Raw genomic sequence first — 16,349 nt, 5'->3', positions numbered from 1 at the left:
CTTGGCCCCTCCTGTGACCGGACTTTCACCGGCTAGAGAATGCGTGCTTAGCTGGGCACGCCCTTCATAAAAAAAGCATCTCTGCGCTTTCACGCAGGGATGCTCTTAACCATGATGATTTATTCAAGCTGTTACTCCATACATGCATTACTTTTGGCCGCGCACATACAAACGGGAAGTTTCTTCCCAGATCTCGCCTGATTTCAGACGGAACAGTCCGATCTCATCTGCCGGAAGATCTACATTCGGGGCATTTACAAGGTTAATTTGCGGCTCCGGACAGAAGAAGCCCTCGGTCGCGAAGTTGTTCCAGATCATCCACTGCTTGTACGAGGTGCCCGCATCATAGACAAACGTCAGACCGCTCTTCGTATCGGCAAGCTCCATCCGGTTCCGTCCACCCTGCGCAGCTGCCGTGTAATGATTGTCCATCGCTTCAAAGAACGGATAAACTCCTTCATCACGGAGCTGCTCTTCCTCAGCTTTAAGCGGCTGGAATTGTCCGGTCGGCAGCATCCGCTGATCCAATTCCCAGCGCTCTCCGATCGTTAACTTGACGCGGTAATCCTTGGCCGAGCTGTTCGGGTCGAAAGGAGCATTTACTGCGGTATGAAATGCCAACAGGCACGGCAAGTCGGCTTCGCCGTTATTGCGCACCATTACACGCTGGGACAAACCGTCCCCGCTCAATCCATATCTCAGCTGAATCGTGAAGGAAAACGGGAAATGCTCATATACCGGGTGGTCTTTATCAATCGTGACTGAAACGGTTACATAGCTCTCAAGCATGGATTGTCCGTATTCCTCTACTTGCCATGGAATGTTGTGCAAAAACCCGTGCAAATGGTTGCCCGTCGCCTCTTCATTCACAGGAAATTGAAGCGTGCTTCCATTCCACGGAAAGCGTCCATCTTCATAACGGTTCGGTGGAAAAAGAACCGGAATGCCGTGAATAATCGGCCTTGCTTTGAAGGCCTCCATTTCTTCCTGCTTTGGTTCATGCAAAAACTGCAAGCCGCTCTCCGTATCGCGAAACGCGATCAAATTTCCGCCAGTCTCCGGAAGCAGGGCTGCTTCATAACGCCCCGCTTTCAGCCATACTGCTTTCTCCCCTTGATACAAACCCTCATACGCATTGGTGTGAATCATTTCACATCTTCCTTCCCTGAATTATGGTACTGCGCTTTCATAAGACTAGAATCAGTACGGATCGTCCGCTAACAAGCATTATATCGCAAAATGTGACGAATGACTGCATGAATTCCAGCCTCTGGATCCCAACTTAGTTTAATCGCCACTCAAAGGTCAATTTTATCTACCTAATATACATATACCACCACTATTAGCTAATGATTGTTCATATGAATCTTGTAGAAAGCCTTACGATACTCGGTAGGCGTCATATTCTCGTACTTTTTGAACAGCCGCATAAAATACTTCTCATCATTAAAGCCGACGTAATCGGAAATATACTTTATGCTTCGCGAGCCCCTTGTCAGCATATCCTTAGCCTTGGAGATTTTCATTAAGTGAATGTATTCCTGCAGATTGAAGCCGGTTTTGCGCTTGAAGAATCGAGACAAATAATCCCGGTTATAGACAAATTTCTCCGCTACATCAGACACAGAGATGTCTTCCATCGCATGAACCCTGATCCATTCGATAATCTCGGAAATATTCCAGTCGCCCTGTGACATGCCGGGAGAAATATAGTAGTCCGATATCATTTGCTCCGACAGCTCGATCAACAAAGAGGTTGTTATATAATGTGCGGCCAAATGGGTATAGTAATTCGAGTTCACCACATGCTGCAGCTGCTGGAACAAAATATTGACTCTCTCGATCCGGGATGGCGCTGAGAGAAGCGGAATGAAAACATCCGAAGTATGCTTGGGGGCTTCCGGCTTCTTCAGCTTCGTTAATTGTTCGGTTAATGCTTCTTCATCGAGCAATTCATAAATTTCGTCTACTAGAAAGTGAAACCATGAGAACGAGACATCCTCCTCGCATGGCTTATACCCGTGATGCACATGACCGGGCAGCAGCAATAACACATCGCCAGGGCCGACCTTGTACTCCACATTATTTTGCGCGATATACAGGCATTTGTTGACTCCAATAATGATTTCAAACGAATCGATGGTCCGGCTGGTATGGGTCCAAGGAACGTTCGAAACAAATAAACCACATGAAATAAACTCGACCGGCTTATCTATACTCGTTTTAAAATATTTCATAGCAGCCTCCTAAGTAGTCAGTTTTATCCACTTAATATCTTTGACCGACTACTTACATTTACCTGCTTGGGTGATAAACTATTTTTGTAAACGTTTACAGTAGTATTCTGCAACACAACATGATACCGCAGCCTGTTCTTAACCAATGAAATTGGAGGAGGGTCTGTCCGTTGAAAAAATTTCGTATGTTGTTCATTGTGTTGTTATGTTTGCTTGTCACTGCTGCATGCTCCAGCGGCGGCACGAATGGCAATACCGCTAACAGCGGAAATAACTCAGGAAATGCCTCAGGTGATGTTGTCACATTAAAATTCATGGGTTGGGAAGCCAGTCCGCTCGAAACGGAGGCCGTAAAAAAAGGCCTTGAGAAGTTCATGCAGCAGAATCCGGATATTAAAGTTGACTATCAACCCGTTCCCGGCGCACAATACGCGCAGAAATTGCTGACCATGCTTGCCGGAAATGCCGCTCCGGACGTATTCTTCCTCGGCGCCACCGAATACCGCTCCTTCCAGAATAGAGGCGTGCTGCTGGATTTGACAACCATGTTTGAAAGCCAGATGTCGCTCGATGAATTCATTCCATCCTCTGCTCAGATTATGGAAATTAATGGAAAAATATATGGCGTAAGCAGCTGTACGGTATCTCCTGTGCTTTATTACAACAAAGATGTTTTTGACAAAGCAAATATCCCGTATCCTCCGAGCGATCCGGCTAATGCCTGGACCTGGGATGAATTCCGTGAGGCAGCTAAACAGCTTACCGTTACGGAAGGGGACAAGATCGCCCAATACGGCGCATTCGGCTTTGAGAACTTCTATATGACCACAGCTGAAATCTTCTCCAACGGCGGCCAATTGTTTAATGAAGATGGCACGCAGATGAAGATTAATTCACCGCAAGCCCAGGAAGTGCTGCAAAGCATTCTGGACTTGCGCGTTGTAGACGGCACTTCCCCGACCGCAAAAACGCTTGAAAGCATTGGCATGAGAGCGAACCAGATGCTGCAGACCGGCAAGGTAGCGATGGTCGTCGACGGATCCTGGGCACTGCAGGAGCTTGCTACGATGGGCTTCCCGGTCGGCGTAGCCGCCCTGCCCAAATTCGAAGATGCGAAGACGCATGGCCAAGCCCACGTCCATTCCGCCTCCGCCAATACGAAGCATCCGGAAGAAGCATGGAAGCTCTTGCAGTTCCTCTCCTCCGAAGAATATCAAATTGGACTGATCAGCGAAGGCTTGTGGATGCCTAACCGTAAATCCCTCTATACCGAAGAAGGCATTCAAAAGTGGTACAACGAATCCGTCCATCCGGAAGGCTTCCGGGAGCTCGTCTCATTCTTTGAAAATGCCGAGCCTTATCCGTTCACATTGATTACGCAAAACAAGGTCAACGATATTATCACAGAAGAAACGGATAAACTGTGGTATTCCGGACAATCGGTTGCTGACACGCTCGCCAATATCGAGAGCCGGTCCAATGTAGAGCTTGCCAAATAAAATACAGACGTTGCCCCGGAAGTCAATCTGGGGCTCTCTCTTGGAGGTGATCACATGAAAGTCGAGAAGCGTCTGAGTGGATCCGGTGCCAAGATGCGGGGGCCGGCTCCGGCACCCGGCCGCACGAGCGCGATTAAGAATATGTTTCATAAAGATGGTACGTGGGCCTTTCTGCTGCTGCTGCCTAACATCATCGGATTTCTGGCGTTCACCTTGATCCCCGTGATTGCTTCTTTTTTCCTCAGCTTTACTTCCTGGGATATGCTCTCGCCCATGAAGTGGGTTGGACTAAGCAATTATGTGGAGTTGCTCAATGATGAGACGTTCATCAAGGTGTTCTGGAATACGATTTATTTTGCTGGCATTTCCGTGCCGGCCGGCATCGTGGTTTCACTGTTTCTTGCTGTCGCGTTGGACCAGAATATCCGGTTCAAAAAGTTTTACCGGGCCGCTTATTTTCTGCCGGTCGTCTCTTCGATGGTCGCGGTTGCCGTCGTATGGCAATTCATTTATAACCCGGAATACGGCCTGCTGAATTATTTTCTAAGCTTTATCGGCATTACAGGACCGAATTGGCTGACCAGTACGGTGTGGGCAATGCCTGCCGTTATATTAACGACGATCTGGAAAAATCTCGGATTTAATATGTTGATCTTTCTGGCCGGCTTGCAGGGCATATCGGACAGCTATTACGAAGCGGCGGATATCGACGGTGCGAGATGGCATCACAAGTTTTTACTGATCACCGTTCCGCTCCTCTCTCCAACGACATTTTTCGTGACGGTCATGTCATTTATCGGCTCCTTCCAGGTGTTCGATACGGTATTCCTTATGACGCAAGGAGGACCTGCGCGCTCGACGTCCGTCATTGTCCATTACTTGTACGAGAACGCTTTTAAATACTTCAATATGGGTTATGCCAGTGCGATGGCCTATATCCTCTTCTTCATGGTTTTCGTCATTACATTGATCCAATTCTGGCGCCAGAAAAAATGGGGCGTGAACTAAAGGGGGTGAATCGGTGAATAAACAGACGGCATTGAAGCTTACGGCGCACTTCATCCTGCTGTCCGGGGCGATCACGATGATACTTCCGTTTCTATGGACGGTAAGCACATCGCTCAAGCAGCTTAGCGAGGTCTTTATATTTCCGCCCACCCTATTCGGCGAAGAAATACGATGGGATAATTATTTACGGATTTCCGACCGGTTTCCTTTCGAAACTTATTTTCTAAACAGCTTGAAAATTACGGTCGTTGTTGTCATCGCTCAGTTGATTACAAGCTCGATGGCCGGGTTTGTATTCGCACGGCTTCGTTTCCGGTATCGTGAAGTGCTGTTCGGCTTATATCTGGCGACGATGATGGTGCCGGCTCAGGTAACGATGATTCCGAATTTTATCATCATGCGTAATTATAATCTGATCGACACGCATTGGTCGCTTATCCTTCCCGCGCTTGTGTCGGCATTCGGGACATTCCTGCTCCGTCAATTTTTCCTGACGATCCCCGCTTCGTTAGAGGACGCCGCCAAAATAGACGGCTGTACGCCATTTGGGGTATACTGGCGGGTTTTCGTTCCTTTATCCAAGCCTGCAATGGCGACGCTTGGCGTGTTCGTATTCATGGGCACGTGGAATGACTTCTTGGCACCGCTCGTCTATATCAATACCCAAGCCAAAATGACCCTGCCGCTCGGACTTGCCTCCATGCAGGGCATGTATTCGACAGATTGGCCAGTCTTGATGGCCGGAACCGTCATCAGCATCATTCCGCTGATCGCCATCTTCCTGCTGGCGCAGGATTTCTTTATTAAAGGCGTTACGTTATCAGGCCTTAAGGGCGAATAAAATTGGACATGGAAAAGGAGATCTCAAATGAACAAAACAGAAAAGCAAATCCAAAATCAATTGATACCGGTAGTCCTTAAACAGGTTGCCATTCAAGATTCCTTTTGGTCCGCTCGCGAACGCAATGTTATCGAAACCGTCGTCCCCTACCAGTGGGATGCGCTGAACGATGCCATCCCCGGCGCTGAGCCGAGCCACACGATCGAAAATTTCCGGATTGCTGCCGGGGACTCACAGGGCGAATATTACGGGATGGTGTTTCAGGACAGCGATCTTGGAAAATGGCTGGAGACAGTAGGCTTTGTCTTATCGAAGAAACGGGATCCGCAGCTGGAGAAAATCGCGGATGACGTCATCGACCTGCTCGGCCGCGCCCAGCAGTCGGACGGTTACTTAAACACGTATTACACCGTTAAAGAACCAGGCGCCCGGTGGACGAACCTGCGGGATAACCACGAGCTTTACTGCGCAGGACATTTAATGGAGGCGGCAGTCGCTTATTATGAGGCAACCGGCAAGAAAAAATTTCTGGACATTATGTGCAGATATGCCGACTATATCGCAACAGTCTTCGGCAGCGAGGAAGACAAAACACGCGGTTACGACGGGCACCCGGAAATCGAGCTTGCGCTCGTGAAGCTTTATCAGGCTACGGGAAATAGGGCCTATCTTGAGCTTAGCAAATATTTCGTCGATGAACGCGGCCAGCAGCCCCACTACTTTGACCTCGAAGCGCAGGCACGGGAAGAAGTGCTGTCACCCAATAAGAAAAAACGTCTTTATGATTATTTTCAAGCCCATCTTCCGGTACGGGAACAAAAAACGGCGGAAGGACACTCCGTACGGGCTGTTTATCTATACAGCGCCATGACTGATCTGGCTGCTGACTATAACGATGCAGAGCTGTTCGACGCCTGCAAAGCCTTGTGGAAAGATACGGTACAGTCAAAAATGTACGTGACCGGAGGCATTGGTTCTTCTGCGTATGAAGAAAGGTTCACCGTCCCGTTTGACCTGCCGAATGACCGCGCCTATACCGAAACCTGCGCCGCGATCGGACTGATGTTCTGGGCCCAGCGCATGCTGCAGGTTGAGAAGGACCGGGAATATGCCGATGTGATGGAATTAGCTTTATATAACGGGGTGTTGAGCGGCATCTCACTGGACGGCAGGAGCTATTTCTATGTTAATCCGCTGGAGGTGTGGCCAGCAACCGCTAACTTCCGCAATGATATGTCTACCGTAAAGGTAACCAGGCAGCCTTGGTTCGGGTGCGCATGCTGTCCGCCTAACATCGCCCGTTTGATCGCATCCTTGGGACAGTACATTTATTCCACCGACCCGGGCAACAGCGAATTATATGTTCATTTATACATCGGCAGCGCGCTTGAGCTGGAGCTGGGCGGACAGACCGTTAAACTGCAGCAGCAAACGAACTATCCTTGGGACGGCCGCGCGGCATTGGAGATTGCCTTGGAGCAAGCCGCTCCATTCACTATCGCGCTGCGGATGCCCGGCTGGTGCAGTTCTGCGAAGATTTCTGTTAATGGGCAAGAGATAACCGATTCGGTCCAGGAGAAAGGATATGTGAAGATCAACAGAACCTGGCAAGATGGCGACCGGATTGAGCTCGCGATGGAGATACCGGTCCAGCTCGTCAGATCGCATCCGGATGTGCGGGAAAACGCCGGCAAAGTCGCCCTGCAGCGCGGCCCTGTCGTCTATTGCCTGGAAGAGATCGACAATGGCCCGAACCTGCAGGACATCGTCCTCTCAAGCGATGCCGAATTCGACGTTGAATTCGATGCGCAGCTGTTAGGCGGCGTAACGGTCCTCACTGGAGAGGCCACTCGCAGCGATATTAAAGCAGATGACAGCAGGCTCTATACCACACAGGCTTATTCACGCGTACCTGCTGCGATCAAAGCGATTCCTTATTTTGCATGGAGCAACCGCACACCTGGCGAGATGACCGTGTGGATCCGGAGCCAATAACCGAAAGGGGCGAATGTGAAGTGCCGACGAAACTGTATGAACAGAAGCAACGCACGTTGCCATACGGCAAGATCAAGCTGCTGCCGGGGTTATTTCAATCCCGCGCAGCCTTAAACCGCAGCTATGTGATGAGCTTGAACAGCAGGGATCTGCTGCAGAATTTTTATGTGGAAGCCAACCTGTATGAGCCTAACAATCATGTGCACGAGCATTGGGAGCCCGGACATCTGGGCTGGGAGTCCCCTGCCTGCCCGCTGCGCGGCCATTTTCTTGGCCACTGGCTGTCTGCAGCAGCCAAGCTGTATGCCGCAACCGGGGACGGCGAAGCAAAGGGCAAAGCCGATTGGATTGTGGAGGAGCTGTCCCGGTGCCAAGTGCAGAACGGCGGCGAATGGGCAGGCTCCATCCCGGAGAAATATTTGCATTGGATAGCCGAGGGCAAACAGGTATGGGCCCCCCATTATACGCTGCACAAGACGTTGATGGGCTTGTATGATATGTACGCCTTTGCAGGTAGCCAAAAAGCACTCGAAATTATTGATAAATGGTCCAATTGGTTCTACCGCTGGACTGAAGAATTAGGGGAAGAACAGCTTGCCGATGTGCTCGATGTCGAGACCGGCGCCATGATGGAGGTTTGGGCGGACGTTTATGCGGCTACCGGCAAACGACAGCATCTGGAGCTGATGCGGCGTTATACGCGCCATCGCCTGTTCGAGCCGCTGCTGCAGGGCGAAGATATCTTAACGAACATGCATGCCAATACGACGATCCCCGAAGTTCACGGTGCCGCCAGAGCGTACGAGGTGACCGGAGAGCGGAAATATCGCGATATCGTTGAAGCATATTGGAAGTCCGCCGTTACGGATCGCGGCACCTATTGCACCGGCAGCCAGACATCAGGCGAGATCTGGTCCCCGCCGGGAGAATTATCCGCCCGGCTCGGCCATCGGAATCAAGAGCACTGCGTCGTCTATAATATGATCCGGCTCGCTGATTTTCTGTTCCGCTGGACCGGGGAATCCGTCTATCTGGATTATATAGAGCAGAACCTGTATAACGGCATTCTGGCACAGCAGCATCCCAAAACCGGCATGATCACTTATTTTCTGCCGCTTCATGCGGGAGCAAGAAAGAAATGGGGTTCGCCTACCATGCATTTCTGGTGCTGTCACGGCTCGCTGGTCCAAGCGCATACGATACATGCGAATCTCGCCTTTTACGAGACGGATGAAGGCATCATCGTAGGACAATATATCCCTGCGGAACTAACATGGCGCTCCGGAGCTGCCAACATCCGTCTAAAACAAACGATCGACAGTCAGACCAACTGGGGAATACGCAATCCTGCGGTGGACCGCACGCGGCGTCCGAACGATCTGTCTGTGACCCTCTTAGTCGAGTGTGATCAGTCAGCTGAATTCACGATCAAGCTAAGAATGCCCGGCTGGTTGAGCGGCAATGCAGTCATCAAGATAGGAAGCCAGGAAATTTCAGCTCAGCGGGACGAATCCGGTTTCGTCAATATCAGCCGCGTATGGAGTGATGGCGACAAGCTGCAACTCAAGCTGCCTAAGACGCTTACTGCATTCCCGCTTCCCGACCGCCCGGATATGGTCGCTTTTATGGAAGGCCCTGTCGTACTGGCAGGATTATGCGATGAGGAACGAGAGCTTCATGGGAATATCAATCATCCGGAGACGCTGCTGACGCCTGATAATGAACGGGAATGGGCAACCTGGCTGACCGGCTATCGGACCGTTAATCAAGACCGCGGCATACGGTTCATTCCGTTATATGAGATTGAAGAACAGGCTTATACGGTATACTTCCCGGTGAAGAATTAATACTCCATAACAAACAAAGAATCACCTGGCGTTCCTTCGAACGCCAGGTGTTCCCTCTACCCCTTAATCCCCGATAAAGTTACCCCTTCGATAATGTAGCGCTGGCCGATGATATACACAATCAGGACAGGCACCAGAGCGATTGCGGCTCCCGCCATCATCAGCGTCCAATCCGTCGCGTACATGCCGCGATACAAGTTCAGCATCATGGGAACTGTGAATTTATCCGGGCTGTTGAGAAAAATAAGCGGATAGAAAAAGTTGTTCCACATGCCCAGAAAGGTGAAAATACCGAGTGCCGACAGTGCCGGCTTCGTAAGCGGAAGCATAATGCGGAAATAGATCGTCCAGCGGTTTGCGCCGTCCACAATCGCCGCTTCTTCCATCTCTTTGGGAATACCCTTGAAGAACTGGCGAAGCAAAAAGACGCCGAATGCGTTCAAAATGGCGGAAGGAACAATAATCGACAGATGGGAATCTAGCCATCCGATATTTTTCAGCAGCAGATAAAGCGGAATAATTGTCACCTGCCCAGGCACCATCATCGTAGCGAGGAAAAGGATAAACATCGGCTCCCGGAACGGGAAGCGGATTTTGGCGAAAGCATAGGCTGCCATGGAGCACGTCAACAGCTGGCAAAATACAACGATCACATTAATGTAGAAGCTGTTGAAGTACGCCCGCCCGAAGGGTAAAGCAGTCAAGGAATCTTTAAAGTTAGACCATACGAACGGATCGGGTATCCATTTCGGCGGAACGATAAATACCTGTGATAAATCCTTTAAAGCGCTGAGCACCATCCAGACGAACGGCAGCGCCATAACGCAGGCGCCCAGGAGCAGTGCGGCATGAAGCAATATTGTAGATATGCGAAATCCCTTAGCAGGCATGTTTGTCTCCTCCTCCCCGGTCGAACTTAATCTTCATAATGAACCCAACGTTTCGAAATATACATTTGAAATAAAGTCAGCGTCAAAATAATCAGGAACAAAATGACCGCTGCGGACGTGCTCTTGCCGAACGTGAAATCGACGAAAGCCGTTTCGTAAATATGGAACACCATCGTATAGCTGGCTTTGGCCGGCCCGCCGGATGTCATAACGAACGACTGGTCGAATACCTGAAACGATCCGATGATGGATATGATGGTAACAAAGAATGTCGTTGGCGACAGCAGCGGCAAGGTAATGTGCAAGATCTGCTGCCATTTATTGGCGCCGTCGATTTGCGCAGCTTCATAATAGGTGGAAGAGATGCCCTGCAGGCCCGCAAGAAACATGACCATGCCAAAACCAAGTCCCATCCAGATACTAAGCAGGGCGATCGATGGCATAACGAACCGGGTATCCGTCAACCAACGCGGACCCTCGATGCCGAACCATTCCTTCAAATAGAGATTGATTAATCCGAAATCCGCGTTGAACAGCCACATAAAGACGACCGCTACGGCCACGGACATCGTAATATTCGGCATGAAATAAATGAGCCGGTACAATATCTTGCCCCTTACTTTATTGAGTCCGATCGCAACCAGGATCGCCAGCACGATGCTTGTCGGTACCGTAAGCAGGGTATAATACGCCGTATTGATGACGGCAATCTTGAACTCTTCATCCTTGAACTGCGCAGCGAAATTCTCGAAGCCGACGAATGTCCTTTCACCGAAGCCATCCCAATTCATCATGCTGAGAACAAAGGATAAGATAAGGGGTATCAAAGAAAAGCATATCAACCCGACCAATTGCGGAAAAATAAACACAAATCCCCAGATGTTATCCGCCGTCTTCTTTTTTAAGAAGTTCTTCTTCACTTTTTCCCGTGTCAAAGAAGTAGAGGCGTCCGGGCCGGCAGCTTGAACCTTCATGTCGATCAACCTTCCCTCTTCTAAAAATATGAAGGAAGGAACCCGGGCGACCGGCATTCCTTCCCGTCTCCTGCTGTGTGATCACACGGTTAAAGTCGCTGCTTATTTATTTTTGTACTCTTGAATTTTTTGATTGGCCATATCCTGCAGTTCTGTCATAGCCTTATCGAGGTCCTCGTCCTTCAGCCAAAGCGCCTCAAACCTGGAATTAATCTCGTTGCCCAAGCCAGGAATGCCGGCTTCGTCTGGAGTCAATGCATATCCAATCTCGCGAGCATCGAGGAAGAACTGTGCATGCTCAGGCAGATTTCCTTCCAGTACGACATTATCTGCTCCCGATACCGACGGAACGGCATTACCGCCGCCCTGCAGACGGAAGATCTGGCCTTCCTTGCTTACGAATTCGGACAAGAAGGTGTATGCCGCTTCTTTGTGTTTCGTCGCTTTATTCAAAACCATGTAAGCGGTCGGAATGCCAGCCGGCTCGATCTTGTTGCCGGTATTGGTCGGCCAGGTGACAATATCGAATTCGAGCGCTTCGTTCTTGCTGAACAGCGGCAGATACCAGCGTCCAGCGCCGACAAAACCGACTTGATTGGACATGAACATGGCGTCGCTTCCTTGTCCTTTTGGCAGAGTGCCTGCAAAGGTAATGTTTTTCTCTTTTATGTTATCATACAAAAACTGGAAGGCTTCTTTGGATTTCGGATCTGTCCAGCCGATGTAATTGCCGTTTTCATCGTATACTTTACCGCCGTTTGATGTGACCCAGCTTTGTGTATGGCCCCACCAATTGTCCAGTACATAACCGTATTTGCCTGTTTCTCTAATTTTAGTCGCCATGTTCTTGAATGCTTCCCAAGTCCACTCGCCCCGCTTCTGAAGCTCGGCAGGCATTTCCGTAATTCCCGCTTCCTGCAGCACCTGCTTGTTATACCAGAGCACCATAGGGTTATTGTCCACTGTTACTCCGTATATCTTGCCGTCTTTCTTCGCGGCGCCCCATAGTCCGGGAAAGAAATCCTCGTCTTTAATGATGCTGTCGGGAGCCTGCATGAGCGGTGTCAGCTCCTCAATGCTGTTATTTTCAATCAGCTTGGATACGAATCCGTCACCCGCATAGAAAATGTCAGGAGCCGTTCCTCCGGTTAGCTGGGTGAGGATCTTCTGGTCGTATTCACCCGGTATCGGAATAAGCTCCGCTTCAATATTTGGATGTCTTTCATTAAAATCTTTAGTGAATTCCTGGAAGCGCGTCAGTTCTCCCGGATTACCCCAGGTTGCCCATTTGATTTTGACCTTTTCCCCTTTTGCCGCTTCTTTACCGCCATTCGCTTCTGTAGAAGCCCCTTCATTTGTGCCTCCGTTCGCGCTTCCTCCTGATCCCCCGTTGTTCGAGCCCCCGCAAGCCTGCAGCACTGCGGATAATGCAAGGATTACCAAGAGCAAAGACCATCTTAACTTTTTCATTGCTGATCCTCCTTTATTTTTCTCTGCATTCTCACTTACATTTATGTAAGCGCTTTTATTATAAAATTTTGCTAAAGTGTTTTGAACGGTTTATGTTCCGAAAACGTGTTTTGTTTTCCGGCAAGCAATATCTATTTATCCTCCCGCAGGCCTTGGAACTCTGCTGGCGACATGCCAACCATTTTTTTGAATTGTTTGCTGAAATACTTCACATCGTTGAACCCCGATCTTTCAGCCACTTCATACACCTTAAACGATGAGCTCTGCAGCAGCTCCTTGGCTTTCTTTACACGCAGGGCGAGCAGATAATCGATAAAGTTCTGCCCAGTGACACGCTTGAACATTTCGCTGAAATAGTTTCGGCTGACACACACCTCGTCGGCAACCTGCTGCAAAGAGAGTGATTCGGTGTAATGGGCATCGATATACTTAATGGCCTGCATCACAATCCGCTGATGAAGCGTTTTGTCCGGCTTCGGTTTTTCATCGCCGCCGCACAAAGCAATAAAACACTGCTTAACATGCTCGGCGACTTCCGAGACGTAACGCAGGTGGCCTAACTGCCTGATCTGCCTGACTGCAGCGCGATCCGTATCCTTGCACAGGGCAAACAAGCTCAGCAAATCTTCGGCTTCCTGAAGCACATCATCCTTCGTCCGGTATTGGGGTACCCAGCAGTTAATGATTTGGTCGATATACGATTTAGATTTGGCATGAAAGCCCATTGTTAGCGATTCCTGAAGCTCGTTTAATGCCGTCATATAATCATAAGGAGGTTCTGCTTCAGGGAGTAGCTGGGATTCCGCCAGCAGCACGCGGCAGGGTCCGTTGAAAAAACCATACGCCAATGATTTTTTAGCCTCCCTATATGCGCTTTGGATCTGGGAGAGAGCATTATGGATGCGGCTCATTCCAACGGAATATTGGAAGCGGTCGAAGGAGGCCTGATCTCTCAAGTACTCGATGTTTTTTTGCACGATGGCATCTTTGAGTTTATCAGCCGGGAGAATAGCCACCATGAAATCGGGACGGATTTGCACCGATATGGATGAGGGGAACATTTCATGGATATACTGCTTGAGCGTTTCGGATTGTTCAATAAAGAGGGCTTCCTGCTCCGATGAAGATTCACCGGTTACATCCGGCCTGACGACTGCGATTCGGTAGTTCCCTTCCGTCCATGCTTGTTGCATTCGCATCATCGCCTTCGCATCGCCGCAGAGCGCTTTGCAAAATGTCTTTTCCAGTTCCTTGAGCGTGTTGGAATGCTGCTGATCTTTAAACTGCTCGATGATATGCTGGTTTTGTTTCTCCTCTTGAAGCTTTTGCCGCATTTGCTGCAGTACCGATCTGAGTGAATCCGAATCGAGCGTCGGTTTTAAAATATAATCGGATGCTCCGAGCCTTATTCCCTCTCGGACATATTCGAAGTCACTGTGGCAGCTTAACAGCAGCACTTTAACCCAAGGGCACATTTCCCTCGTTTTTCGGGTCAATTCCAAGCCGTCCATCACCGGCATTGCGATATCTGTAATCAGGATATCAACTTCTTTATTCTCGATCCATTTCATTGCATTTTGGCCATTAGAAGCCTCCCCGACAAGCGTGTACCCATTCTCTTCCCAATCAAAAGTCGAGCGAAGGCCGACCCTCGCCATCTTCTCATCGTCAACCAACAGCACTCTGCACATGTTTATCCCCCTCTGATTTGGAAATGGTTATCATCACCTGCGTCCATTGGCCCTTGCAGCTGGTAACGCTGACGCCGTACGAATGGCCATAATACAATTGGACCGTCTGATGCACATGATGCAGTCCGATATTCGTCATCCCTTTATTGTGGCGCTCCCGATCGTTGAATAATAGCTGAGATAGCCGCTCCTCCTCAATCCCTACTCCGTCGTCCGTGATCCGAACGATGAGATCATGCTCGGTATCGTCCACCTGAATTTCGATTGAACCGTCCTGATCCTTAGGAGCTATCCCGTGAAAGATAGCATTCTCAACAATCGGCTGGAGCAGCATGCGCGGGATCAAAACTTCCTTCAATTCGTTTGAACATTCGATTCTAAGGTCGATTTTATTATCATAACGGTATTCCTGAATGATCATATATTTCTCCAATAACTCAAGCTCCTCACCGAGCTTGACAAAGACGCCTTTTCGCTCAAGGCTGCCTTCCAATAGATGAACCAGCGTAGTCACCGCATTATCGACATCGTTAGTCCGGTTCAGCTTAGCCATCCAGCGGATGGAATTGAGCGTATTATAAAGAAAATGGGGATTGATTTGATAACGAAGCGCGCGGATTTCCGCCTTTTTCTTCTCTGCCTCTTCTTTGGCGATTCTGCCAATTAACAGGTCAATCTGCTGGATCATCTTGTTAAAGCTCCGTCCCAGCTGTCCGATCTCATTGCGGCCAACATTTCGGCTCCGCACGGTCAAATCCCCATTCTCGCCCTTGCGCATCAACCGGCTTAAATTTACCAGCGGATTGCCGATTTTGTGGGCTACGAAATACCCCATACCAATCGCGAACAAAATCGAGCACAGCGCTACCCACATCGTAAACTTGCGGATGCTGGCCGAGTCTGCACTCAGCTCTTCGAGCGGAACTACGCCAACGACATGCCATCCATTATCCAGCAGCTCCGGAAGGACAAGCGTACTACCCTGTATTGTTTGGTGAGAAGGCGTGATGTCGGACATTTTACCGTATTGATCTGGATCCGGGTGGTAGAAATACCGATTCTCTCCATTGGATACATAGATATAGCCTGTATCGCCGAATTGCACACGGTCGAGCTCGTCAATCAGCACATCGCCCATCACTTCGAAAAACATGACACCTATAATTTCTCCCGTCTCCCAGCTTCGAATGGCCCGGCCTAAACCGAATACGGGAAATCCCATTTCTGTTTTCTTCAAGTACGAGTCCTTTGAGAGGCCGAACCATACCGTACTTCCGTTTGCGTTCCGTATTGTTTTGTACCAATCCGAGTCCCACTGGTCAGGAGTAGACATGAGGGTATCTGAGCTCAGCACCGAATTATTCCGTTTCACATCGAAGATATAGATATCGATCAGCTCCGGAGAATTGATCATGATCGAAGTGAGCAGTTCCTTCGCCTCTTTAATCCTCAAATTGTTTTGATAAGGATCCGTCTCCATCGGCTGCTCCAAAATCTCCTGTACAAGCTTGCTGTTCAATACCATCATCGATGAATCGTCAAGCTTTTTAAAAAAAAGATTTAGCTTGTCACTTACCTGCGTAATGGTGAGAGAAGCCACTTTACTAACCTGCTCCTCAACGATGGAAGAAGATTTATTCGCGGACAAAATCCCCATCACGATGACGGGGACCGTCATCCCGATGAAGCACAGCAAAAACAGTTGGACTACGATGGAATGAAGATAACGGAACCGCATGATTGTTCCTCCCGCTTAAATAAATGCTAAAGATTTATAGTAAATAATGGTTATCATATCGCATTATCGCGAATAACGGCAGACCAGAAAAATTCAGCAGATGAAAATTTGTCCTGGTTACAGAAATCAAGCAGCAGAAAATCGGGAATCCTTTTATTT

The 16,349-nt window shown here is 49.3% G+C and carries 12 protein-coding genes; 5 read left to right on the top strand and 7 right to left on the bottom strand.

Features of this window, described 5'->3' with window-relative positions:
* Nucleotides 1-147: 147 nt before the first annotated feature.
* Nucleotides 148-1,149, bottom strand: a complete 1,002-nt coding sequence (locus IEW11_RS23860) for an aldose 1-epimerase (RefSeq protein ID WP_188533601.1) — start codon at nt 1,147-1,149, stop codon at nt 148-150.
* A gap of 197 nt (nt 1,150-1,346) precedes the next feature.
* Complete coding sequence (locus IEW11_RS23855) at nt 1,347-2,237, bottom strand: helix-turn-helix domain-containing protein (RefSeq protein WP_188533600.1); 891 nt, start codon at nt 2,235-2,237, stop codon at nt 1,347-1,349.
* A gap of 170 nt (nt 2,238-2,407) precedes the next feature.
* Between IEW11_RS23855 and IEW11_RS23850 the strand changes: the two genes are divergently transcribed.
* Genes IEW11_RS23850 through IEW11_RS23830 form a run of 5 tightly spaced genes read left to right on the top strand, consistent with a single transcriptional unit; the run spans nt 2,408 to nt 9,427 of the window.
* Complete coding sequence (locus tag IEW11_RS23850; protein ID WP_229725647.1) at nt 2,408-3,736, top strand: ABC transporter substrate-binding protein; 1,329 nt, start codon at nt 2,408-2,410, stop codon at nt 3,734-3,736.
* A gap of 54 nt (nt 3,737-3,790) precedes the next feature.
* Nucleotides 3,791-4,744: a carbohydrate ABC transporter permease gene (locus IEW11_RS23845; protein ID WP_188533599.1), complete on the top strand. Its 954-nt coding sequence runs from the start codon at nt 3,791-3,793 to the stop codon at nt 4,742-4,744.
* Nucleotides 4,745-4,757: 13 nt separating this feature from the next.
* A complete protein-coding gene (locus tag IEW11_RS23840) occupies nt 4,758-5,585 on the top strand; it encodes a carbohydrate ABC transporter permease (protein ID WP_229725645.1) in 828 nt (275 codons plus the stop codon).
* Nucleotides 5,586-5,612: 27 nt separating this feature from the next.
* Nucleotides 5,613-7,580: a glycoside hydrolase family 127 protein gene (locus tag IEW11_RS23835; RefSeq protein ID WP_188533598.1), complete on the top strand. Its 1,968-nt coding sequence runs from the start codon at nt 5,613-5,615 to the stop codon at nt 7,578-7,580.
* Nucleotides 7,581-7,600: 20 nt separating this feature from the next.
* Complete coding sequence (locus tag IEW11_RS23830) at nt 7,601-9,427, top strand: beta-L-arabinofuranosidase domain-containing protein (protein ID WP_229725643.1); 1,827 nt, start codon at nt 7,601-7,603, stop codon at nt 9,425-9,427.
* A gap of 56 nt (nt 9,428-9,483) precedes the next feature.
* Here IEW11_RS23830 and IEW11_RS23825 read toward each other — a convergent pair whose 3' ends face one another.
* The 5 genes from IEW11_RS23825 to IEW11_RS23805 form a co-directional block, all read right to left on the bottom strand.
* Nucleotides 9,484-10,317 (bottom strand): carbohydrate ABC transporter permease, encoded by an 834-nt coding sequence (locus IEW11_RS23825; RefSeq protein WP_188533596.1) that lies wholly within the window; start codon nt 10,315-10,317, stop codon nt 9,484-9,486.
* A 26-nt stretch (nt 10,318-10,343) separates the two neighbouring features.
* A complete protein-coding gene (locus IEW11_RS23820; protein ID WP_188533604.1) occupies nt 10,344-11,291 on the bottom strand; it encodes a carbohydrate ABC transporter permease in 948 nt (315 codons plus the stop codon).
* Nucleotides 11,292-11,393: 102 nt separating this feature from the next.
* Nucleotides 11,394-12,761 (bottom strand): ABC transporter substrate-binding protein, encoded by a 1,368-nt coding sequence (locus tag IEW11_RS23815; protein WP_188533595.1) that lies wholly within the window; start codon nt 12,759-12,761, stop codon nt 11,394-11,396.
* 131 nt (nt 12,762-12,892) lie between these two features.
* The gene (locus IEW11_RS23810) at nt 12,893-14,452 is read right to left on the bottom strand and encodes a response regulator (RefSeq protein ID WP_188533594.1); all 1,560 of its coding nucleotides are present in this window, start codon (nt 14,450-14,452) and stop codon (nt 12,893-12,895) included.
* Nucleotides 14,430-16,190 carry a cache domain-containing sensor histidine kinase gene (locus IEW11_RS23805; protein ID WP_188533593.1) on the bottom strand — a complete coding sequence of 587 codons (1,761 nt, stop codon included), beginning with the start codon at nt 16,188-16,190 and terminating at the stop codon, nt 14,430-14,432. Before IEW11_RS23805 ends, IEW11_RS23810 begins: the two co-directional genes overlap by 23 nt.
* Nucleotides 16,191-16,349: the final 159 nt, after the last annotated feature.

Source organism: Paenibacillus abyssi, from assembly GCF_014640295.1.
GTDB lineage: Bacteria > Bacillota > Bacilli > Paenibacillales > Paenibacillaceae > Paenibacillus_D > Paenibacillus_D abyssi.
Note: the sequence above shows the minus strand (reverse complement) of the source record. Positions and strands in the feature narration are given on the sequence as shown.

What these genes read in the sequence shown, in the direction of transcription:
- IEW11_RS23810 (WP_188533594.1), bottom strand. Translation starts at nt 14,452, where the DNA reads ATGTGCAGAGTGCTGTTGGTTGACGATGAGAAGATGGCGAGGGTCGGC.
- IEW11_RS23820 (WP_188533604.1), bottom strand. Translation starts at nt 11,291, where the DNA reads ATGAAGGTTCAAGCTGCCGGCCCGGACGCCTCTACTTCTTTGACACGG.
- IEW11_RS23825 (WP_188533596.1), bottom strand. Translation starts at nt 10,317, where the DNA reads ATGCCTGCTAAGGGATTTCGCATATCTACAATATTGCTTCATGCCGCA.
- IEW11_RS23815 (WP_188533595.1), bottom strand. Translation starts at nt 12,761, where the DNA reads ATGAAAAAGTTAAGATGGTCTTTGCTCTTGGTAATCCTTGCATTATCC.
- IEW11_RS23805 (WP_188533593.1), bottom strand. Translation starts at nt 16,190, where the DNA reads ATGCGGTTCCGTTATCTTCATTCCATCGTAGTCCAACTGTTTTTGCTG.
- IEW11_RS23855 (WP_188533600.1), bottom strand. Translation starts at nt 2,237, where the DNA reads ATGAAATATTTTAAAACGAGTATAGATAAGCCGGTCGAGTTTATTTCA.
- IEW11_RS23860 (WP_188533601.1), bottom strand. Translation starts at nt 1,149, where the DNA reads ATGATTCACACCAATGCGTATGAGGGTTTGTATCAAGGGGAGAAAGCA.
- IEW11_RS23835 (WP_188533598.1), top strand. Translation starts at nt 5,613, where the DNA reads ATGAACAAAACAGAAAAGCAAATCCAAAATCAATTGATACCGGTAGTC.
- IEW11_RS23845 (WP_188533599.1), top strand. Translation starts at nt 3,791, where the DNA reads ATGAAAGTCGAGAAGCGTCTGAGTGGATCCGGTGCCAAGATGCGGGGG.